The organism is Litoreibacter roseus, from assembly GCF_009811795.1.
Taxonomy (GTDB): Bacteria; Pseudomonadota; Alphaproteobacteria; order Rhodobacterales; family Rhodobacteraceae; genus Litoreibacter; species Litoreibacter roseus.
Map to the genome: position 1 here is coordinate 1,046,691 of NZ_BLJE01000001.1, position 20,598 is coordinate 1,067,288.

Consider the following 20,598-nt stretch of genomic DNA (forward strand, 5'->3'; position numbering starts at 1 on the left):
TGAACCCGGCAGTTTCAAACTATTCCGCCTCGCGGATGAGTTTTGATATTTCGGCCACCTTCTGGTCCAGAAGGGCGCGGTCGCCTTTTGCCTCTACGTTCAGACGCAGGACGGGCTCAGTGTTTGACTGTCGAAGGTTCACACGCCAGTCGCCCATGTCGAGGGACACGCCGTCCAGCCGGTCCACATCCTGAGCTTGCGCCACGTAGGTGGCCTCAAATGCATCAATGGCCGGTTGCTTGTCATCCAGCTTGAAATTGATCTCGCCGGACGATGGGAAGCGGCTTTGCATGTCGGAAACGAGCTCCGACAGCTTCTTGCCAGTCGCGCTCATGTGTTCAGCCACCAAAAGCCATGGGATCATGCCGCTGTCGCAATACATGAAATCACGAAAGTAGTGATGCGCAGACATCTCGCCGCCATAGACGGCATCCTCGCTGCGCATCTTCGCCTTGATGTGGGAATGTCCCGATTTTGACGCGACAGCCTCGCCATCGCTGCCAGCGACCAAATCTTGGAGCGCCCAGATCACTCGAGGGTCGTGGATGATCTTCGCACCGGGATTTTTTGGCAGGAAGGCGCCCGCCAGCAGAGCCACGACATATTCACCGTCAATGAAGCGGCCCGTCTCATCGAAAAAGAAACACCTATCAAAATCTCCGTCCCACGCGACGCCGAGATCGGCCCCCTCGGCGGTCACGACATTTGCGGTTTGCGCGCGGTTCTCTTCCAGCAGGGGATTGGGGATGCCGTTTGGAAAGCGGCCATCGGGTGTGTGATGCTGGCGAACAAATGTAAGCGGCGCACCCTTGGCTGCCAGCTTTTCGGCAATGGCGTCAAAGCTTGGACCTGCGACCCCGTTTCCAGCATTCACAACGATTTTCATCGGTTTCAATACGTTTGTATCGGTGAAGGACACGATCCGATCCGCGTAAGCATCGCGTGGATCGCGGGCTTCCTTCGCACCGCGTGTCTTGGCCGGGCCGAACTTGTCGGCTTCGGCGAGTTCGGCGATGTCCCCCAGACCGTCAGCGCTCGAAATAGGGCGCGATCCGCTGCGCACCATTTTTATCCCGTTGTAGTCAATCGGGTTGTGGGACGCCGTCACCATCAGACCGCCATCGGCATCGAAATGGGATGTGGCGAAGTAGACCTCTTCAGTGCCGCAGAGACCAATATCGATCACGTCGATCCCTTCATCGCGCAGTCCTTCGCTGAGCGCATTCGCCAGCTCAGGTGAGGTCGGCCGGATGTCGTACCCAATTACGACGGTTTTCGGTGACATGGCCACGGCGAACCCGCGTCCGATCCGGTAGGCTATGTCGGCATTTAACTCATCGCCGAGTTTTCCGCGAACGTCATAGCTTTTGAAACAGGTGAGCTTCGTCATGGCAGTGCCCTCAAACAGTCATTTCCCTGCGTGGCTACAGGGTTGCGGTGACAGTGCCAAGACGCCGTGATGTAAGAAAATACCCGGCACGGACTGTAGCCCGCGCCGGTCTGCCATTATTCGGCGGCGGCAGGGCTTGTCTTATGGCCTGCAAGACCGCCCGAAATAGGATCGCTGGAGCCCTCTGACAGATCGTCCGGCAGAAGAAGGTTCAGTCCGATGGCCAAGGCGGCAGCGGGCAGCAAGCCGCTGGTCATCAAAATGCGCAATGTGTCGGGCAGATACTGAACGGCCTTTGGATCAAGCTGCAAACCCAGACCAATTGACAGCGAAATAGCGAAGATCACCATGTTACGCCGGTTCCAGTTCACGTCTGACAGCATTGACACACCGGCGGCCACAACCATGCCGAACATGACGATGACCCCGCCGCCCAGAACCTCAATCGGAACTGTGCGGATGACGGCGCCCACTTTCGGGACAAAGCCGCACAAGATCAAGAACAGCGCCCCGATGGTCACCACATGGCGGCTCATCACGCCAGTCATCGCGATCAGCCCGACATTCTGGCTGAAAGACGTGTTGGGAAACCCGCCAAACACACCGGCAACGGCTGATCCAAGGCCATCGGCATAAGTGGCGCCTTCAATCTCCTTGTCCGTCGCCTCGCGGCCTGCGCCACCTTTGGTTATTCCTGATACGTCACCGACCGTTTCCACGGCAGAAACAAACGCCATCAGACAGAAGCCAACGATTGCCGCAAAGCTGAACTCTAATCCGTATTTGAACGGTACAGGCGCTTGGAACACAGCGGCGCGATCCCAGCTTGTCAGAATGCCGTCGATGCTGACCATGCCGACCACCAGCGCGTAGAGATAGCCCGCGATGATCCCAAGGAAGACGGCTGAGACGGACAGCATTCCACGGGTGAAGAACTTCAGGCCAAGCGTAACGAAGATCACAACCAAGGCGGCGGACCAATTCAAGAGGCTGCCATATTCGGGTTGATCGATCGCGGGCACGCCGCCTGCTGCATACTGAATACCGACCTTAACCAGCGCCAGGCCGATCATGGTTACAACAAGCCCGGTGACCAACGGGGGCAGGGCAAACCGGATGCGTCCGATGAACATCGCCAACACCGTATGGAAAAGACCGCCGACCAGCACACCGCCAAAGAGCGCTGGCAGCGCCTCGACGCCCTGTCCGGCGACAAGCGGGATCATAATCGGGATGAACGCAAAAGAGGTGCCCTGCACGATGGGAAGACGGGCGCCCACAGGCCCCAGACCAATGGTTTGAAACAGAGTGGCGATCCCGGCAAAGAGCATCGACATCTGGATCAGGTAAGTCATGTCCGGAAAGCCCTGCGCACCTGCGTCAGAGCCGAAGCCGAAGCCTGCCGCACCCGCAATGATGATGGCCGGGGTCACGTTTGAGACGAACATGGCGAGCACGTGTTGAATGCCCAGCGGCACGGCCTTGTGCAAACCGGGCATGTAGTTCGGATCTCGCAATTGTTGCGGTGTGGCGATGTCAGTCATTCTGTCCCCCATGCTGACCGTCTTCTTTTATACGTCCCGCGCGACACGATAGGGCGTGTCGAACCAGTGCTCCTCCAGATTGGCACCGGGGCCTATGCGGTCGACCACCGCAAACAGGCCCGGCGCATGAAGGGGCGTTAAAACCCCATGCCATGTCCCGCGGTGAAAGTTGATGGCCTGTCCTGATCGTGTTTCAAACGCATGGACTTGACCGGGGGTGTCGCCCAAATTTTCGGCAGTGATGACCAGAAATGGGTCGAAACTCATCGGTACGAAGGTTTGAGAGCCGTCCGGGTGCCGCTCCACCATCTCCAGCGTGAGGGGCAGATCGCGCGGTTTGGCCTCAAATAAGCTGATACCGGCGCGCCCATCTGAGAAGTCCAGCGTGGCCCGGTCATGATACCGACCGCATAGGCCCTGATTGATGAGCTTGTCCGGTGCGCCGGTGATATCGAGCACGTCACCAAACGGGGCAAACGCTTCGACGGTCAAGGGTTGGATCAGGATAGTCTTCAAGGCAGTACAAGCGATGGATGCCGGTTCACATCCTTGTAGAGCAGATAGCGAAACGGTTCTGTTCCCGTCGCCTCACAGGCCTGAGGACAGAAGGCGCGCAGCCACATGAAATCACCGGGCGCAACCTCAACCCAATCTGTGTTGAGCAGGTAGCGCGCGGTGCCCTGAAGGACGTAAAGCCCGTGTTCCATTACATGGGTTTCCGCAAAGGGGATCCGTCCGCCGGGTTGGAACGTCACGATGTTGACATGCATGTCATGTCGCAGATCTGCCGGATCAACAAACCGGGTCGTTGCCCAGAGGTCCGTGTTGGGCATCGTGACCCTTGTCCCCTCATCGTCGGTCGTCACGAAAGCGTCGGGTTCCGGAATACCGTCGACAGGCTCGTACCGCTTCCGGATCCAATGAAACTGCAATACGCTGTCCCCCGCGTTCTTCACGGTCCACCCGCTGTCCGGGGGCAGGTAGGCGTAACCGCCCGTGGTGAGCGTGTGGGGCCTGTCCCTGATACACAGGGTCATAGCGCCCTTCGCCACGAAGATAACGCCCTCGGCCTCGTCGTCAGGTTCGGGCATTTCACTGCCACCGCCAGGCGCGACCTCAACGGCATATTGCGCGAAGGTCTCTGCAAATCCGGTCAAAGGCCGCGCAATGATCCACGCTCGCGTATGGGTCCAATGGGGCAGGGCGCTGGTGACGATGTCGCGCATCGTCTCGGCGGGCAGAAAGGCATAAGCATCTGTAAAAATGGCCCGCCCCTCTGGCGAGACTAATTGATCGGGCAATCCGCCCGGCGGGAAAGCGTAACTCACGGGAGGATCTCCTTCAGACGAAGGTAGGCGATCCGCTCCACTTGTTTGCAGGCCTCCCGAAATTCAGTTTGACTGTCGTGTTCTATGCGGCGTTTGAACGCCTCAAGTATTGATGCCTTGGTGTGGTCCTTTACCGCGATGATGAACGGAAACCCGTGCTTGAGCGTGTAATCGCGGTTCAGGCTCTGGAACGTTCCACGCTCTTCGTCGCTTAAAACATCAAGGCCCGCGCTTGCTTGTTCAGCCGTGCTCTCGTCGGTCAGCCGTTTGGCTTCGGCCAGCCGACCGGCCAGATCGGGATGCGCATCGAGCACTTCCAGACGTTCCGTGTCGTCTGCTGCCCGGAAAACCCGCGCGAGCGCATTGTGCAATCCATGGGCGCAATCATGGGCGGGGCCTAGCTCAAGATCCCAGGCCCGGTCGGCGACCCAGGGAGAATGCTCAAATATTCCGCCATAGGTCTGGATGAATGTGTGTCGATCCATAGCCGACGGGCGCTTGGCCGCATGCGGTGGATGGCTCTTGAGCCAATGCTCGGCGATGTCGATCCGCCGCGCGAACCAGACGTCATCGTGACTTTGCGCATAGTCAAGAAAGCGTTTTAGGGCTTGCACCCGCCCCGGACGGCCGACAAGCCTGCAATGCAACCCGATCGACAGCATCTTCGGATGTCCCGCCTTCCCTTCATCATAGAGCGCATCGAAGCTGTCTTTCAGATAGGCTTCGAATTGATCACCGGAGTTGAACCCCTGAGGGGTGGCAAACCGCATGTCATTGCAATCAAGCGTGTAGGGCACGATCAGCTGATCCTTGCCATCGAAGCTCATGTAATAGGGCAGATCATCAGCATAGCTGTCTGCCACATAAGCAAAACCGCCCTCTTCTGTGGCGAGCCTGACGGTGTTGTCGGAGCATCTGCCCGTGTACCACCCACGCGGCGGCTCGCCCGTCACTTCCGTATGAAGCTTGATGGCGGCGCGCATGTCCTCGCGTTCGTCTTCGTCGTCGTAGTCGCGGTATTCGATCCACTTCAGCCCGTGGCTCGCGATCTCCCAGTTGGCGTCCTGCATGGCAGCCACCTGTTCAGGAGAGCGCGCGAGCGCGGTGGCCACGCCGTAAACCGTGATGGGGACATCCTTGAGCAACCGGTGCAAACGCCAGAACCCCGCCCGTGCGCCGTATTCGTAGATCGACTCCATATTCCAGTGGCGCTGACCCGCCCAGGGGGCCGCTCCGACGATCTCGGACAGGAATGCCTCCGACGCGTCATCCCCGTGCAAGATGTTGTTTTCGCCACCTTCTTCGTAGTTCAGGACGATCTGAACCGCGATCTTCGCGCCGCCCGGCCAATCGGCTTCTGGCGGCGTCGGTCCATGCCCGCGCATGTCTCTGGGATATCTGTTCACGTGGCCCCCAATTCCTTGCGCCTATTGGCCATGAAATCCGCGAAGATGCCAAGAATTTTATCGCATCTTTCTCGCAGCGCATCCATATTGCCAATTCACGGTTCAGGGGAAACGAAATGGGCTATCTGACGACGCACGTTCTGGACACAGCTTTGGGCCGACCGGCCGCAGGTCTTGAGATCCGTCTTTATCGGGTGACCAGCCAATCACGTCAGAAGATCGTGACGATGACCACCAACGAAGATGGGCGCACAGACAGCGCCATTTTACCGGAAGGTGACTTCGCGCAAGGCACTTACGAGCTTGTGTTCAACGCGGGCGCCTATCTCGACCGTGTCGGTGTGCCGCCCGAGGACCCACGGTTTCTGGATGAAATTCCGATCCGGTTCGGGATGAGCACGGATGATCACTACCACGTGCCACTTCTGCTCAGCCCGTTTGGATACTCTACCTATCGCGGCAGCTAGGCCCGAAAATCAGGTATCGGATGCCCCGGTGCCAGCTGGCTCAGCAGCCGTGCAATCGCTGATAAGATCCTCGTAGGTCCCAACGATCCAGCCCGGTGCATCTGTCGGGATCAGATCATCAATCGGCTCCGACATTTGCGCCACGACCTGTGCTGTACGACTGTCATCGATCATCGCAATGGCCTGATCCGCAACGACGCGCTCGTAGATCACGATTGCCACGATGACCAAAAGCAGGCCACGTGCGACGCCAAACAGGAACCCCAAGCCCTGATCAATGCCCCCAAGGGCAGAGCGCTGGACGGCGCCCGCAAAAATCGGAGTAAAGATCGAAACGACTACCAAGGCCACGGCAAAGACCAAGGCAAATGAGGTGATCGTTGCAGGCTCGCACCCTTCGATCAGCGTGTTGAGATAGGGAATTTCTTTTGCAAGTGGAACAGCTTGCGGGGCAAACATGAAGGCCACGACGGCGGCGATGATCCAGCCGAGGATTGACAGACACTCCCGCACAAAACCACGGGAATAGGCGAGGATCGCCGAAATGACGATCACGCCAGCGGCGACCCCGTCGATTATGGTGAAACCTTCCATCTTCTCTCTCTCCTTCGGGCGTTAGTCGGTCCCGAACATTTCCTGCACGAATGACACCAGATCGGTCATTGTGCGCAGTGTCATTCCGGGCACACGCGCCTGTTTTTTCTGCTCCGGACCGATGGCGGACGCAAAGCCGAGCTTTGAGGCCTCTTTCAGCCGGTTTTCTGCCTGTGTTACAGGCCTTAGCGCACCTGAAAGGCTGATTTCACCAAAAACCACCGTATCCGAGGGTAAAGCAGTGTCTTCGCGGGCGGAAAGTAGCGCAGCGGCAACAGCCAGATCGGCTGCGGGCTCACTTACGCGCATTCCACCGGCGACGTTCAGGTAGACATCAAGGCCTGCAAAAGGGATCCCGCAGCGGGACTCGAGCACCGCTAGAATGGTGGCAAGACGCTGGCTGTCGAGCCCAACAACCGTGCGTCGCGCCTGTGAATGGGGCGATGGCGCCACCAGCGCTTGTATCTCTGTCAGCATCGGGCGGGTGCCTTCGATGCCCGCAAAAACGACCGAACCGGGCGCTGGACGGTCGCGATCCGCCAGAAACAGCGCGGATGGATTGGTGACTTCGGCCAGGCCGCGCCCGGTCATTTCAAACACCCCAATCTCGTCTGACGGTCCGTAGCGATTCTTGACCGCACGCAGAATTCGGAACTGGTGTCCGCGTTCGCCCTCGAAATAGAGCACCGTATCAACCATGTGCTCGACCACGCGTGGACCGGCCAACTGACCTTCCTTTGTGACATGCCCCACGAGAATGACCGAGGTCCCGCGGCGTTTGGCAAAGCTGATCAACTCATGGGATGCGGCGCGGACCTGACTGACCGATCCCGGCGCGCTGTCGACGTTGTCCGCCCACATGGTCTGGATCGAGTCGATTACCACCAGTTTCGGTTGTTCCGCATCAAGCGTCGTCAGGATGTCGCGCAGGTTGGTCTCGGCCGCCAATCGAACCGGGCTGTTTTCAAGTCCAAGCCGTGCGGCGCGCAGTCTGATCTGCTCTGCTGCCTCCTCGCCGGTGACATAGATCACATCCATCCCGCCCCGCGCAAAGCGCGCAGCAGCCTGCAGCAACAAGGTGGACTTGCCGATGCCGGGATCGCCGCCCACAAGTATCGCAGAGGCCTCCACCAGCCCGCCGCCCAGCACGCGGTCCAGTTCGGCCACGCCCGATACGGTTCGAGCAGGGGGATCATCCTTCGTGGACAGGTCGGACAGAGGAACCTGTTTGCCGCGCACATTGCCAAGTGATTTCTTGCTTGGACCCGCAGACAGCGGAGCCTCTTCCACGATGGAATTCCATGTTCCGCAGGCGTCGCATTGTCCCGACCATTTGGTGTGGGAGGCGCCGCAAGAGGTGCAGGTGAAGGAGGGTTGTTTTGCCATCGGGTCCGGGTTTGGCCTAACCGCCCATCCACGGCAAGCCGATAGTCAGCGCGCCACCGAAAATCGCCTGCATCAATGGCAGCAATCGTGACCAGCCCGCCTCGTAGCGCACTGCTATAAGACCCAGAAGGGCACAACCGAGGCCAACAATCAGCGCTGGACCGGGCCAGTTGTTTGTGACGGCAACCATGCCGAGAAGCGTGGAAACACTGAGTGCCGCATTCACATACCTTACGGCTCCTTCGGTCAACGCGGCACGGTATCCCGACCACATCAAGGCGCCGAACACGGCCAAGCCGAGGATAATCCCTGCCAGTGCCTGAATGATCATTGTCGCTTTTCCATCTGTGACAGGAAGAGGGACAGCAGAACGCAGAAGGTAAAGAGGTAGAGCCCCCAACCCGTTTCCAGCCGGCCGATCCCGACACCTTTCGCCAAGACAATATAGAGCGCGATCAAGAATATATCTGCCATGGCCAGCTTGCCCATGACCGAGATGGTCGGCAGCAGCTTGGGCGAAGCAAGGCCGAATTGAACCAGCGCCAGGCCAACCGTTTTCAGATACGGCGCGACTAAGGCGAAAAGCGTAACGACCACGGCCAGAAAAATATCTTTGGCCCATAAAGCCTGCAATCCGGTCAAAACGGATATTTCAGAGAGTGCAAAGAACGGCAGAAGGCCAGCCTTTAGCAGCGGGGCGGTCCACGAGATAGGAAACAGGACCAACAAGGACAGATTAAGCGACTTCAACCACATAGGCGCGAGGTGCCGCGCGAGATCGGAATTGTCAAACTGTTCCTGCGAACCGCATGTTGATCAAGTCGACGAGTGCGCTGCAAAAATATTGGCTATGTTTGATTTTTCTCTATGCGGAAGCTTTTGAACTTTACGGAGAGAAACTCCGTCTCATGCGATGGTGCGTGTCCGAACAGCGCCCAAGCGACCGATGTACTGTGTCGTGACTGATGTAGGCTTGCTGACAGAACGCACCCAATGGCAGTTTTTGTTGCTAGCAAAGGCAACTAATAAAAAAGCTTAGCCAAAAACACTGCAACGCATGAATTGAAGCGGTTCAGCGAGTTTCGTCGCGATGAGCGCAGAGTGTAGTTTGTCACTCACAAAGAACTCTCCGCCGTTCACAATTGGATCGACCCAGATATCGGGAGATCCAAGCACGCCAGACTTGACAGAAATCTGATCGTCTTCAAAGGCCCGCAAACGATAATAGGGTTTTGCCTTGGGCCCGCGCTCTTGAGCCGCCGGTGACTGATCCGGAACGATCGTATCTTTTGCCACTTCGACATTGATGATGAAGAACTCCTGCTCATATGGCTTATCTTCGTCAGCCCGGCGCATTTCAACGGGATAGAAATTGCTTTCTCCGATATCAAACTGTCGAATAACATCGGCAATGTCTTTTGAAACCACGGGACATATCCATTTGACATAATGCGGAAGTTTCTTCGGGAGTTTCCACTTGTGTGGGTCTCCCTTTGTGGGGGTACGTTTCGTCTCCAATACACTTGGAAAGCGATCAGAAGGAAGGGGAACTCCTTTCTCACTGTCGAGCATCAGCGCATCAGAGGCTTCGATGCTTTGGGGCAGATCGTATTGTGCAGTCGGCCAGTGAAAACCAAACTCAGCAGCGACGCTACCGGGCGCTGTACTGACCCAAACATGTTCACTCATTTCGCGTCTCCCACCTTACTCGCCCCCATCTTTTCCAGCGTTTCTGCGTCGACCAAGCGTGCTGTGATGAGATTCGGCCTGATTGGTCCATACATTTGTCGAAGGTGCGCTTCAGCTAAAGTTGGTCCTTTGTGTAATCGCAGCAGATGGGCGCGGACTCAGTATCAAAGATCAACAGGTGAGCTGAGCCCGAGCCTATCTTGTAACAAGATCGCTTGGCTTTTCCGGTAATGTTTGTTTCAACCATCACCAACAGGGCGTTCGCAACAGCACTTGATGCCAGTCGAACTTGCGCCGCGGGTCACCGCCAAGCTTTACCATAGGAAAACCAGGAAGACGTCATGAAGCTACAGATCGACGTGCATCTCAAATATCGGCTGGATCATCCGACGGACATGCTGATGCAGATTGAACCGGCGGCGATCCCGGGGCAGGTGGTAACATCCGCTCACCTCGGCACATCGGATACCGCGCACTTCGCGCGTGTGCCAGGTGAAGACGCTGTAGGCGAGCGCATATGGATCAGAGCGGAAGAGATGTTTTCTTGCATGCTGAATACGGCGGTGGAGATAAACCGAACGATCCCAGATTTCTCAGGTCTTGCCGCCACGCCATGTCACCTACTGCCCGGTGACGCGGTGAAATACTTGTTGTCTTCTCGGTATTGCCCGTCAGACGAATTCCAGTCGCTGGTTAAAGCGGAGTTTGCGGGCCTAGAAGGCGGCGCACTCGTACATGCCGTAAAAGACTGGGTTAGATCTAAGATCACGTATTCGCCCGGGGCCAGCACGGCACAGACCACCGCCCTAGATACATTCGTGCAGCGCCACGGGGTTTGCCGGGATTTTGCGCATCTGATGGTGACGTTGACCCGAGCCGCTGCAATCCCCGCACGGTTTGTCAGCGCGTTTGGCCCGGGCGTAAAGCCGCAGGACTTTCATGCTGTTGCAGAAGTATTTCTTGATGGCGCATGGCAACTCATTGATGCGACGGACATGACCGATGCGTCGTCCTTGGCGGTTATCGGCGTTGGACGGGATGCGGCAGATGTGGCCTTCCTAACCAGCTTCGAGATGATTCAGATGGTGCAGCAATCTGTCGAAGTCCAAGAATTGGACTAGCGTACAGCCTCGATCGGGCCATCAGGCGAGCCGCTGATAAATTGCGCCACGTAAGGATCGCCCGAGGCATCCAGATCGCCCACCGGACCGGTCCACTGGATCACACCGTCGTGCAGCATCGCGACCTTGTCGGCGATGGCCCGGACTGAGCTCATGTCGTGGGTTATGGTCATGGCTGTGGCCCCCATCTCGACCACGATTTCGCGAATGAGATCGTTGATAACCCCCGCCATGATCGGATCTAGGCCGGTGGTTGGTTCGTCAAAGAAGATGATCTCGGGGTCAGCAGCGATCGCCCGGGCGAGACCAACGCGCTTTTGCATGCCGCCTGACAGCTCTGCCGGATAACGGTCGGCCACATCCGCTTTCAGACCAACACGGCGCAGCTTTTCGATGGCAATCTCGCGGGCCTCGTCCTTCGGGCGCTTGAGCGAGCCGCGCAGGAGGCGGAACGCGACGTTCTGCCAGACGCTGAGGCTGTCAAAAAGGGCAGCACCTTGAAACAGCATCCCGAACCGCGCCAGAAAGGCGTCCCGTTCCGCGGTTTTTGCGTCCTGCCCATCCACCATGATCCGCCCGCTGTCGGGGCGCACCAGGCCAAGAATGCATTTCAGCGCGACGGACTTGCCGGTGCCGGACCCACCAATAATGACCATGCTCTCCGCTTTGGGAATATGCAGGTCAACGCCTTGCAGTACATGGTTGCTTCCAAAGGATTTTTTAACCTGCTCCATCCGTATCATGACGCGAAGAATATCCCTGTAAGCACGAAGTTAGCCGCCAATATAAGCACAGCTGCCGCCTCGACGGACCCCTTGGTGGCCCGCCCAACACCTTGCGCCCCTCTGCCAGAGTTCATGCCGAAATAACAACCCATGAGTGCGGCGATGCCGCCAAAGACCGATCCTTTGACGAGACTGGAGACGATGTCAGACGCCTCAAGGAAATCAGCGGTGTTGCGCAGGTAGGTGGCAGAGTTGAAGTCAAGTGTTTGGGTCGCCAGAAGCCAACCGCCCATGATGCCGATGATATCGCCGACAGCGACCAGAAAGGGCACCACGATCAGCGCTGCCAGAACGCGCGGGGCCGTCAGATATTTCATTGGGTTGGTCGAGAGTGTAACGAGTGCGTCGATCTGCTCTGTCACCTTCATGGTGGCGATTTCGGCGGCAATCGAAGAGGTCACGCGCGCGGCGATCATCAAGCCGACCAGAACCGGTCCCAGTTCCCGCACGATCCCGATAGCCACGATCTGAGGTACCACAGCTTCCGCATTGAACCGCGCGCCGCCTGCGTAAATCTGCAGCGCCAGGGCACCGCCGGTAAAAATTGTCGTAAGGCCCACAACCGGAAGGGAGAAATATCCAATGTTCAGAACAGCGTGCCCGAACTCCTTGAAGTAGAAGGGCGGTCTGAAAAAATGGCTGATCGTTTCGAGCGTGAATAAGGTGATACGTCCGAGCGCTGCTAGCAGCGACAAGGTCAAGGCCCCAAGGCCTGCAAGAAAACTGAGCGCGTATGTCATGAATATGTCCGGGCGTAGCGGGCCCCAAGCCCGGTCAGAATTTCGTATCCAATGGTCCCGCAGGCGTCTGCCAACTGGTCCACGGTTTGATGCGGTCCCAGAATGGTCAGGTGATCCGGGATGGCGTCCAGATCGGTGACGTCAACGCTGATCAGATCCATCGAGACGCGGCCTGCGATGGGGCAGGGCGTGTCCCCCGCGTAGAGAGTCCCGCGGCCAGACATCGCGCGGATCAGACCATCGGCATAGCCGCCGGATACCGTGGCAATGACCGTGTCTTTCTCTGCGGTAAAGGTGCAACCATAGCCCACGCTTTCGCCCGCTCTGAGGCGCCGCGTCTGGATGATCGGCAGGTCAAGCGTAGCGACAGGCTGCGCGTCCGCAAAGGGCGCCCCGCCGTAGAGGCCCACACCGGGGCGGGTCAGGTCGAAATGATAATCCGGCCCCAGCAACGTCCCACCGGTGGCCGCAAGAGATCTCGGGATGGGAATCCCAGCGGTCATGTCCAAAAATGCGGCAAGTTGCGCGGCGTTGGCCGGATGATCCGGATCATCTGCGCAGGCAAGATGGCTGAGGATCAGAGTGGCACCCGCTGCGAGGTCCGTTGACCAATCATAGGTCTCCAACCCCAAGCGGTTCATGCCTGTATCAAGCTGCAGCCCGAAGGGATGATCCGGCAACTCGGCTGTGTGGCGGGCAATCTGCTCAGGACTGTTCAACATAGGGATCAGGCCCAGATCGCTCAGGCGCCTTGTGTCGCCTGCCATGTGCCCCGAAAACACGTTTATCTCGACATCGGGACCAAGGGTTGCGCGCAGGCTTGCACCTTCTTCGGCGACGGCGACGAAAAACCGGCGGACACCTGCTGCTGCCAAAGCGCGTGCGACCCGTGCGCTGCCCATGCCGTAGCCATCTGCCTTCACCACCGCTGCTGTCTCGCCCGCAGACAGTCGGTCAAGTGCGCGCCAGTTCTCGACAATTGCGCCCAGATTAATGTGGAGGTGTCCCGTTCCCATGCGTTCGCTTGTCGGCAGACGGGCCGCCAACGTCAACCCGTTTCCATCTATTCCGCAGCTTTGAGCGGCTGTGACCCATGCTCGATCTTCGGGGTTGTCTGTGGAACGACGGCATCGTCCTCCGTCCAGATTAATAGCGGGTCACGCACTTTGGATGCCTGTTTGCGCAGCAAAAGATCCCGCGCCGACTGCGAGCGCCGTCCACCAAGCGCGCGCAATTGTTTGACGGATGCGTAGGCCCCCAGTGACAGCCAGACGCGCAAGGCCAGAAGGGCGGGTGTGAAGATCAAGGTCAGAACCGTTGCAATTCCAAGGCCGAACACGACCGCCGTAGCGAGCTGCTTCCACCAGAGCGCAGTGGGACTGTCCACGGAGTATCCGCCGCCGATAAAGTCCAGAGACAGTCCGAACATCATCGGGGCCAGGCCCGCCATCGTTGTGATGGTGGTCAGCAGAACCGGGCGAATGCGCGCCTCTGCAGTGCGGGTGATCGCCTCCAGCCGGGGCATGTATTGGGAATATTCCTGATAGGTGTCGATCAGGACAATGTTGTTATTCACCACGATACCGGCCAGCGCCACGATGCCTGTCCCGGTCATGATGATCGAAAAGGGTTGATCCATGACCAGCATGCCGATCAAGACCCCTGTGGTGGATAGAACGACGGCCACAAGAACGAGAACCGCGTTGTAGAAGCTGTTGAATTGGGCCAGCAGGATGATGAACATCAGGCCAAGCGCCGCTGCGAAGGCCGAACTGAGGAACGCTTGGCTTTCGGCTTGTTCTTCCGTGTCGCCCGCCCATTCGTAGCTGACGGAGTTGGGCAAAGGGTTCTCGGTTTCGATCCAGTCGGTCAGATACGCGATACGCTCGTTGGCATTCATAACGGCGCCGTCGTCATTGGTCAGCCCGGGTGTGACGTCTGCCTTCACATCGAAATAGCGGCTCTGATCGATACGGTCGATCTGGCCCAGTTTCTTGACAGGCTTGCGGCTGATGAAGTTCGCGAGCGGGACCAGACCATCTGGCGTACGCACCTTCAGTGTGTCGAGCGTCGACAGAACACGGGAGTCTTCGGGCAGGCGGACCCTGATCTCGATCTCTTCGTCAGAGGTGTCGACCCGCATTTCATCCAACAGCAGCCCGCGTGTCACAAGCTGAACCATCGCGCCAACCGTGGCCACATCGGCCCCGTAGCGGCCTGCGGCTTTCACATCGACATCTATCTGCCAGTCGATGCCGGGCAGGGGGCGCGTGTCCTCAATCGTGATCAGGCCGTCTGTCTCGTCAAACTTGGCGCGGGCGATCCGTGTGGCTTCCTGCAGTTCAATCCAATTGTCGCCCTTGAGGCGCAGGTTGACTGGCTTACCGTCCGCAGGACCCCGGTCCTGAGACAGGATTTCGGTTCGGATGCCGGGGATCCGGTCCATCTTTTCCTGCATCTCGTCAAGGATTTCGATGTCATCGCGGCGTGTGCCCCATTCGGCCAGTTCGATCTGTATCTGGCCGATTGTATCAAGTGGCCCTGATGCCCCACCTGTGTTGGTGTCGAGACCTCCTTCGCCAGCGAAGGCGAAGATGCTGTCGATGCCGTCCACAGTTGCAATGACGTCTTCAACCTGTTGCACGACCTGATCTTTTTCGCTGAGCGACATGTTTCCGCGGGCGCGGACGTAGACAATGGCCTGTTCGGTCTCGCTCTCCACAAAGAATTCGACGCCATTGTTGTTTGCGCTGAAGGTCGTGAAGGTGACGATCACAAAGGTGATCACGGCGCCGATTGCGACCAATGGCATGACCGGATTGCCGGCAAGGAAGTTGATGAACTTGCCAAAAGCCGACCGGCGGTAACCTGCGTTGATGCGGGTTTCGCGTTTTGGACGTGACACGGCACCCATGGCCGTTGAAGCAAACATTGCGGCGAGCGTGAAGAAGACGACAGCGAAGATGCTGGCAAGCGCACCGCCTTCACTGCGCTCGATGGGCAAGATGTAGCTGGGATTCAAAAGCTGCATGGCTGCGATGAACAAAAGCCCGACCCCAATGGCGCAGATCGCGAGGCGGACGACGAAAGGCAAAGGGCGCAGCGCGTCGGAGCCATATCCGATCAGCCGTGACACCCGACCGGAAACACCGCCCAGAACGGGCAGATAGATCAGCGCCACGATCAACGACGCCGAGAGGACGAAGATCAGGGTGACCGGCAGCATTCCCATGAACTCCCCCGGGACGCCGGGCCAGAAGAGCATCGGAAGGAAAGCGCAAAGCGTCGTCGCGGTGGAGGACACGATTGGCCAGAACATCCGCTTGGCCGCCTCGACAAATGCCTGCATCGGGCCGACGCCTTCGCTGATGCGCTTGTCGGCGTACTCAACGACGACGATGGCGCCATCTACAAGCATGCCGACGGCAAGGATCAGGCCGAACATCACGATGTTCGAGATCGAGATACCCATGATCCCTAGCAGAATGAAGCATAGAAGGAAGGAGGTCGGTATTGCGAAGCCCACCAGCAATGCCGACCGCGTGCCAAGCGTGGCCAGTACAACGATCATCACCAGCGCGATGGCGGTCAGGACCGATCCCTCCAACTGCTGCACCATGTTGGCGACGGTTTTGGACTGGTCCAGCGTTACATCGACCCGGATCGCGTCTTGCAGATCCCCGGACCATGTCTCGCGTTCCGCCGCAACGGTGTCGCGGACCAGTTGGGAGGTGTCGATGATGTTGTAGCCCTTACGTTTCACGACCTGCAACGCAACCGTCTCGGAGCCGTTAAACCGGGCGGTCCCGGTGCGGTCTTCGAAGGTCAGACGAATTTCGGCCAGGTCGCCGAGTGTGACCACCCTGTCCCCGTTCACCTTGACGGGCAGGTCGTAGATATCGCGGGGCTCATCGAAGGAAGACGGGATCTTGACCGCAAACGCGCCTTGTTCTGTCTCGACCTCGCCCGCAGCGATCAGCAGGTTGTTGTTTGTGACCGTGTTGATCAACTCTCCGGCGGTGACGTTGTAGGCCTCCAGCGCAAGCGGATCGATGATCACTTCCAGCATTTCGTCCCGGTGGCCCGCAAGCCCGGCCTCAAGAATTGGCGGCAGTGCTTCCAACGTGTCCTGCAGGTCTTTCGCCACCCGCAGCAATGTCCGCTCCGGCAGGTCGCCGGACAAGGCTACAATGACAATGGGAAATTCCGAGAAGTTGATTTCATTGATCGTGTATTGATCTGCGCCTTCCGGGAACTCCGCTTCGGCTTGGGTCATTTTGTCCCGCACGTCTGCGAGAATTTTGGTCTTGTCCCACCCGAATTCAAATTCCAGCGCCACGCCTGCGTAGTTCTCCGACGCGGTGCCCGTCATCGTTTTCAGACCGTCAAGGTCCTGAAGCTTCGACTCCATCGGTTTGACCAAAAGCTTTTCGCTGTCTTCCGCAGAGATACCGGGGAAGGGAACGGAGACAAAGAGCGCCGGGATTTCAATATCCGGCTCGCCTTCTTTTGGCAGACCCTGATAGGCGGTCCATCCGATCACGAGCGACATGATCACAAAGGCAATGATCATCCGGGCACGTGACCCGGCCCAATCGACGATACCTGTCATCAGGTGCCCTCCTCGCGGTAGGTCACATCGACCTGAACGCCATCGGTCACATATTCTTGTCCCACGACAATCACTTCAGCGGTCTGATCAAGACCTGAAACCCAGACGCCTTCGGTGGTATCCTGCAATATAGTGATCGGGGCGAAAGCGGCTTTGTTGTCGACTGCGACACGCACGCCCAGCGTGCCCGAGTCGTCCAGTGTCAAAGCGGACGCGGGCAAGAGATGCGCGGCCTTGCCGTCCGCGCCGATCATGATTTCAGCGGTTTGACCGTCTCGGAGGCCCAGATCCTCATTCGATACGGTGATCTCGACCCGAAAGGTGCGTGTCTCTGGGTCTGATGACCGTGACAGGAACGTCACTTGGCCCTGCAGTTCCTGGCCTGCAGTGGTCCGCCCAACGGCCGAGGCGCCAACAGCGACATTTGCCACCTCTGTTTCCGGCACGAAGGCCACCAGCTTGATCGGGTTCAACTGAATGATGTTCGCGCAAAGCGATCCCGGTTGCAGCAAAGCGCCAAGCTCAGCCGTATCCGTCTCCAGCAGCCCTGAAAAAGGAGCCTTAATCGTCAGTCGGTCGATCTCTTTTTCGGCGGAGGAAATGGCGGCCTCGGCAGACTGAACACCCGCCATCGCTGATTGAACGGCTGCCTTAGCCGTTTCAACGCCTGCCAAGGCGGACTGAACCGAAGCACGTGTCGACGCAACACGCGTGTCAGACGCAAATCCGTCCCGGCTGAGCTTCTGAGCGGCGTTGTCATTGATGCGCGCTTCTTCCAATAGCGCCTGCGCTTCGGCAAGACGTCCCTCGGCTTCGGGCAATTTTGCCTTCGCCTCGGGCAAGCGGGCATTGGCCAGCGCCAGATCCGTTTCGCGTGTACCGGGATCAATTTTGCACATGACTTGCCCACGCTCGACATAACTGCCCTTGCGCAAAGGTTCGCTTTCGACAAGGCCGGATGTTTCAGCGCGGATATCTACCTGACGCGCAGCCTCGGTCTGCCCACGCAACATCACGGCGTTGTCAATCTCTTGCGCTTCAGATCTGATGGCGACCACCGAAACGCGGCGGACGCCGTCTTCCGTCGCAGGCTGGACGTCTTCTGCTGCGGGTGCCGCAGCCGCCGGTTCAACCGCCACATCATCTGCTGCACCGGCAAATTCAGACACCCGATCCCGCTCAAAAACCAGAAGATAGAGCGCTCCGGCAACCAAAATCGCCGTAATAATTGAAAAAAACCGCATGTGTTCGTCCTGCCGCGACGCGGCGTTTTGAAGTGCGCACCGGGCGCGTATAAAGATCAGACCAGCCAACTTGGCAAGATAGGTGATACCTTACTTACGCTGAACCGACCAGTTTAGATTAATCCCGTGGGCGGATTGATGCAAGTGCATGACAAAGGTCTGGAATGTTCGTGATCGTGTCTGCTCTTGGCAAGGTTTGCCCGTTCAGGATAGAAGGCCGCAACGCGCATTAGAAACAAGCGGGCGGAGGCGCGAGGCATGAGCGATACCGACAGTTTTATCGAGGAAGTCACCGAAGAGGTGCGCCGGGACCGGTTGTTCATTCTGCTCAAGCGGTGGGGTTGGATCGGCGGCTTGGCTGTTGTGCTTCTCATCGGCGGGGCTGCGTTCAACGAATACCGTAAAGCGACCGCACAACGAAGCGCCGAGGCTTTCGGTGATGCGCTGCTGGACGGTATTGCTGCAGAGGATCAGGGTGTGTCCCTGTCGGAAATTCCAACCTCTAATCCAGAGCAACAGGCGCTGGCCAATCTGATGGCTGGTGCGGACGCGCTTGCGTCGGGCGATACGGAAACGGGACGCTCTCTTTTGGACGGCGTGGCAAACAATTCCGACGCGCCCGATGTCTATCGGGATCTGGCCGAGTTCAAAGCGGCCCTCGCACAGTCACCCGAAAATCCGACCGAAGAGCGGCTGGCGACGTTCCGGGAAATTGCCGACAGTAACAGCCCGTTCCGCCTTCTGGCCCGCGAACAGGTCGCCCTTGTGCTCATTGATGCAGGTCGTCGCGAAGAGGCGATGGATTTGCTGCGCGAGATGTTGGACGAAGCGGGCGTGACAGCGGGCTTGCAACAGCGCGCGACAGAGTTGATTGTGGCGCTTGGGGGCGACCTTGGCGGCTAGGTTAGACAAAGTCTGTGTGGTGATTATTCGGGTATCAAGCGGGGCGGAGCAGTCATGAGCGGCACATTGCGATTTTTGACATTCGGAATTGTTCTGGTCGCGCTTGTGGCCTGCGGGGAAGAGCAATTGGTGCTCGACGGCCCAAGGTTTGATATCCGCGATGACCTGCCGCAAGCCGGTGAGGCACGGCCGGTCCAAGGTAACGCAGACGCACCACGTGCCTTCGCAGCACCTCCTCAGGTCAATCACACCGCATGGACCCATCGAAATGGTAAGGATCGCCATCAGATTGATCATCCGGCGCTGGGATCGGATCTGCGTCTGATCTGGACTGCCAATATCGGGGATGGTGACCGGAAGCGTGGCCGCATCACGGCTGACCCGGTTGTTGCCGGAAACAGAATTTTCACGCTCGACAGTTCCAGCCGCGTGAGTGCAACGAGCACGTCGGGCGCGTCGTTGTGGTCCCGCGGACTTGTCCCGGCCGTGGACGACGCGCGAGAGGCGACCGGCGGCGGTCTGGCGGTCGGTGAAGGCTTATTGTTTGCCACCACCGGCTTCGGAGAGTTGTTCGCGATCAACCCAGAGACCGGAGCCACCGTTTGGCGTCAGCGCCTTGACGCGCCTGTTACGGCGTCGCCCACCGTCAGCGACGGTTTGGTCTACGTCATCAGCCGCGACAATCAGGCGTGGGCGCTGGACGTCACGAACGGACGGATCCGCTGGCAGTTGGCCGGAACGCCCTCTGACACGGCTATGATCGGCGGGGCGGGTCCTGTGATCAACGGACGGCTCGTGGTGTTTCCCTTCAGCTCTGGTGAGATGTCGGCGACGCTCAAGCGGTCGGGCATCCGCGTCTGGTCTTCTTCCGTCGCGGGCGAGCGGCGTGGGCGGGCCTATGCCAGCTTCTCCGACATCACAGGTGATCCGGTGGTGGCCAATGGCCGCCTTTATGCGGGCAATCAAAGCGGACGAACTGTAGCGCTGAATGCGGGGTCCGGCGAACGGATCTGGACCGCCAGCGAAGGGGCCTATTCGCCTGTTTGGCCTGCGGGCGACAGTCTCTTCCTGATTTCTGATCAAGCAGAGTTGGTACGCCTCGATGCCGAAACCGGCGAACGCATCTGGGGAACGGAACTGCCATATTTTACGCGGTCCCGCCTGAAGCGGCGCAAGGCCGTGTTTGCTCATTACGGGCCTGTTCTTGCTGGCGGACGCCTAATCGTAGCGTCCAATGATGGGCAGATCCGCAGCTTCGATCCTGAGACCGGCGCCTTGGTGGGGCGCGTGTCCGTCAATGGCGGCGCATCGGCCAATCCTGCGGTTGTTGACCGAACTCTTTATGTCGTAACGGGACGGGGGCAACTCGCCGCTTTCCGTTGACGCCAT

19 protein-coding genes are annotated in these 20,598 nt (G+C 58.5%); 4 read left to right on the forward strand and 15 right to left on the reverse strand.

Features of this window, described 5'->3' with window-relative positions; all coding sequences use genetic code 11:
- Window positions 1–19: 19 nt before the first annotated feature.
- The 5 genes from KIN_RS05220 to puuE all read right to left on the reverse strand — a co-directional run bounded on the left by KIN_RS05220 (window position 20) and on the right by puuE (window position 5,668).
- A complete protein-coding gene (locus KIN_RS05220; RefSeq protein WP_159804866.1) occupies window positions 20–1,390 on the reverse strand; it encodes a phosphohexomutase domain-containing protein in 1,371 nt (456 codons plus the stop codon).
- 116 nt (window positions 1,391–1,506) lie between these two features.
- Window positions 1,507–2,934 carry a uracil-xanthine permease family protein gene (locus tag KIN_RS05225; RefSeq protein ID WP_159804867.1) on the reverse strand — a complete coding sequence of 476 codons (1,428 nt, stop codon included), beginning with the start codon at window positions 2,932–2,934 and terminating at the stop codon, window positions 1,507–1,509.
- A 27-nt stretch (window positions 2,935–2,961) separates the two neighbouring features.
- Window positions 2,962–3,450 carry an ureidoglycolate lyase gene (locus tag KIN_RS05230; protein ID WP_159804868.1) on the reverse strand — a complete coding sequence of 163 codons (489 nt, stop codon included), beginning with the start codon at window positions 3,448–3,450 and terminating at the stop codon, window positions 2,962–2,964.
- Window positions 3,447–4,262, reverse strand: a complete 816-nt coding sequence (locus KIN_RS05235; protein WP_159804869.1) for a bifunctional allantoicase/(S)-ureidoglycine aminohydrolase — start codon at window positions 4,260–4,262, stop codon at window positions 3,447–3,449. Before KIN_RS05235 ends, KIN_RS05230 begins: the two co-directional genes overlap by 4 nt.
- Window positions 4,259–5,668: an allantoinase PuuE gene (gene puuE, locus KIN_RS05240; protein ID WP_243144819.1), complete on the reverse strand. Its 1,410-nt coding sequence runs from the start codon at window positions 5,666–5,668 to the stop codon at window positions 4,259–4,261. Before puuE ends, KIN_RS05235 begins: the two co-directional genes overlap by 4 nt.
- Window positions 5,669–5,784: 116 nt before the next feature.
- Between puuE and uraH the strand changes: the two genes are divergently transcribed.
- Window positions 5,785–6,135 (forward strand): hydroxyisourate hydrolase, encoded by a 351-nt coding sequence (uraH, locus tag KIN_RS05245; RefSeq protein ID WP_159804870.1) that lies wholly within the window; start codon window positions 5,785–5,787, stop codon window positions 6,133–6,135.
- A gap of 9 nt (window positions 6,136–6,144) precedes the next feature.
- On the opposite strand, the gene KIN_RS05250 is transcribed toward uraH, so the two are convergent.
- From KIN_RS05250 to KIN_RS05270, 5 genes are all read right to left on the reverse strand, one after another.
- Window positions 6,145–6,729: a CvpA family protein gene (locus KIN_RS05250; protein WP_159804871.1), complete on the reverse strand. Its 585-nt coding sequence runs from the start codon at window positions 6,727–6,729 to the stop codon at window positions 6,145–6,147.
- A gap of 21 nt (window positions 6,730–6,750) precedes the next feature.
- Window positions 6,751–8,115, reverse strand: a complete 1,365-nt coding sequence (radA, locus tag KIN_RS05255) for a DNA repair protein RadA (RefSeq protein WP_159804872.1) — start codon at window positions 8,113–8,115, stop codon at window positions 6,751–6,753.
- 16 nt (window positions 8,116–8,131) lie between these two features.
- Window positions 8,132–8,446, reverse strand: coding sequence for a hypothetical protein (locus KIN_RS05260; protein ID WP_159804873.1), 315 nt, complete (start codon window positions 8,444–8,446; stop codon window positions 8,132–8,134).
- Window positions 8,443–8,871: a paraquat-inducible protein A gene (locus KIN_RS05265; protein WP_159804874.1), complete on the reverse strand. Its 429-nt coding sequence runs from the start codon at window positions 8,869–8,871 to the stop codon at window positions 8,443–8,445. Before KIN_RS05265 ends, KIN_RS05260 begins: the two co-directional genes overlap by 4 nt.
- Window positions 8,872–9,150: 279 nt before the next feature.
- Window positions 9,151–9,804, reverse strand: coding sequence for an imm11 family protein (locus tag KIN_RS05270; RefSeq protein ID WP_159804875.1), 654 nt, complete (start codon window positions 9,802–9,804; stop codon window positions 9,151–9,153).
- Window positions 9,805–10,145: 341 nt separating this feature from the next.
- On the opposite strand from KIN_RS05270, the gene KIN_RS05275 reads away from it, so the two are divergent.
- Window positions 10,146–10,925, forward strand: a complete 780-nt coding sequence (locus tag KIN_RS05275; RefSeq protein WP_159804876.1) for a transglutaminase-like domain-containing protein — start codon at window positions 10,146–10,148, stop codon at window positions 10,923–10,925.
- On the opposite strand, the gene KIN_RS05280 is transcribed toward KIN_RS05275, so the two are convergent.
- Genes KIN_RS05280 through KIN_RS05300 form a run of 5 tightly spaced genes read right to left on the reverse strand, consistent with a single transcriptional unit; the run spans window position 10,922 to window position 18,306 of the window.
- Window positions 10,922–11,668 (reverse strand): ABC transporter ATP-binding protein, encoded by a 747-nt coding sequence (locus tag KIN_RS05280; protein ID WP_159804877.1) that lies wholly within the window; start codon window positions 11,666–11,668, stop codon window positions 10,922–10,924. The genes KIN_RS05275 and KIN_RS05280 overlap by 4 nt on opposite strands.
- Window positions 11,665–12,450: an MlaE family ABC transporter permease gene (locus tag KIN_RS05285; protein WP_159804878.1), complete on the reverse strand. Its 786-nt coding sequence runs from the start codon at window positions 12,448–12,450 to the stop codon at window positions 11,665–11,667. The genes KIN_RS05280 and KIN_RS05285 overlap by 4 nt, the downstream gene beginning before the upstream one ends.
- The gene (gene alr / locus KIN_RS05290; RefSeq protein WP_159804879.1) at window positions 12,447–13,466 is read right to left on the reverse strand and encodes an alanine racemase; all 1,020 of its coding nucleotides are present in this window, start codon (window positions 13,464–13,466) and stop codon (window positions 12,447–12,449) included. Before alr ends, KIN_RS05285 begins: the two co-directional genes overlap by 4 nt.
- A gap of 47 nt (window positions 13,467–13,513) precedes the next feature.
- Window positions 13,514–17,062, reverse strand: coding sequence for an efflux RND transporter permease subunit (locus tag KIN_RS05295; RefSeq protein ID WP_159804880.1), 3,549 nt, complete (start codon window positions 17,060–17,062; stop codon window positions 13,514–13,516).
- Window positions 17,062–18,306 (reverse strand): efflux RND transporter periplasmic adaptor subunit, encoded by a 1,245-nt coding sequence (locus KIN_RS05300; RefSeq protein WP_159804881.1) that lies wholly within the window; start codon window positions 18,304–18,306, stop codon window positions 17,062–17,064. The genes KIN_RS05295 and KIN_RS05300 overlap by 1 nt, the downstream gene beginning before the upstream one ends.
- A 258-nt stretch (window positions 18,307–18,564) precedes the next feature.
- Between KIN_RS05300 and KIN_RS05305 the strand changes: the two genes are divergently transcribed.
- Complete coding sequence (locus KIN_RS05305) at window positions 18,565–19,209, forward strand: tetratricopeptide repeat protein (RefSeq protein WP_159804882.1); 645 nt, start codon at window positions 18,565–18,567, stop codon at window positions 19,207–19,209.
- Between the two features lie 54 nt (window positions 19,210–19,263).
- Complete coding sequence (locus KIN_RS05310; RefSeq protein ID WP_159804883.1) at window positions 19,264–20,592, forward strand: outer membrane protein assembly factor BamB family protein; 1,329 nt, start codon at window positions 19,264–19,266, stop codon at window positions 20,590–20,592.
- Window positions 20,593–20,598 lie beyond the last annotated feature (6 nt).

Coding starts and splice junctions, on each gene's coding strand:
- KIN_RS05220 (WP_159804866.1), bottom strand. CDS start 1,390: ATGACGAAGCTCACCTGTTTCAAAAGCTATGACGTTCGCGGAAAACTC.
- KIN_RS05225 (WP_159804867.1), bottom strand. CDS start 2,934: ATGACTGACATCGCCACACCGCAACAATTGCGAGATCCGAACTACATG.
- uraH (WP_159804870.1), top strand. CDS start 5,785: ATGGGCTATCTGACGACGCACGTTCTGGACACAGCTTTGGGCCGACCG.
- KIN_RS05250 (WP_159804871.1), bottom strand. CDS start 6,729: ATGGAAGGTTTCACCATAATCGACGGGGTCGCCGCTGGCGTGATCGTC.
- radA (WP_159804872.1), bottom strand. CDS start 8,115: ATGGCAAAACAACCCTCCTTCACCTGCACCTCTTGCGGCGCCTCCCAC.
- KIN_RS05260 (WP_159804873.1), bottom strand. CDS start 8,446: ATGATCATTCAGGCACTGGCAGGGATTATCCTCGGCTTGGCCGTGTTC.
- KIN_RS05265 (WP_159804874.1), bottom strand. CDS start 8,871: ATGTGGTTGAAGTCGCTTAATCTGTCCTTGTTGGTCCTGTTTCCTATC.
- KIN_RS05270 (WP_159804875.1), bottom strand. CDS start 9,804: ATGAGTGAACATGTTTGGGTCAGTACAGCGCCCGGTAGCGTCGCTGCT.
- KIN_RS05275 (WP_159804876.1), top strand. CDS start 10,146: ATGAAGCTACAGATCGACGTGCATCTCAAATATCGGCTGGATCATCCG.
- KIN_RS05280 (WP_159804877.1), bottom strand. CDS start 11,668: ATGATACGGATGGAGCAGGTTAAAAAATCCTTTGGAAGCAACCATGTA.
- KIN_RS05285 (WP_159804878.1), bottom strand. CDS start 12,450: ATGACATACGCGCTCAGTTTTCTTGCAGGCCTTGGGGCCTTGACCTTG.
- alr (WP_159804879.1), bottom strand. CDS start 13,466: ATGGGAACGGGACACCTCCACATTAATCTGGGCGCAATTGTCGAGAAC.
- KIN_RS05295 (WP_159804880.1), bottom strand. CDS start 17,062: ATGACAGGTATCGTCGATTGGGCCGGGTCACGTGCCCGGATGATCATT.
- KIN_RS05300 (WP_159804881.1), bottom strand. CDS start 18,306: ATGCGGTTTTTTTCAATTATTACGGCGATTTTGGTTGCCGGAGCGCTC.
- KIN_RS05305 (WP_159804882.1), top strand. CDS start 18,565: ATGAGCGATACCGACAGTTTTATCGAGGAAGTCACCGAAGAGGTGCGC.
- KIN_RS05310 (WP_159804883.1), top strand. CDS start 19,264: ATGAGCGGCACATTGCGATTTTTGACATTCGGAATTGTTCTGGTCGCG.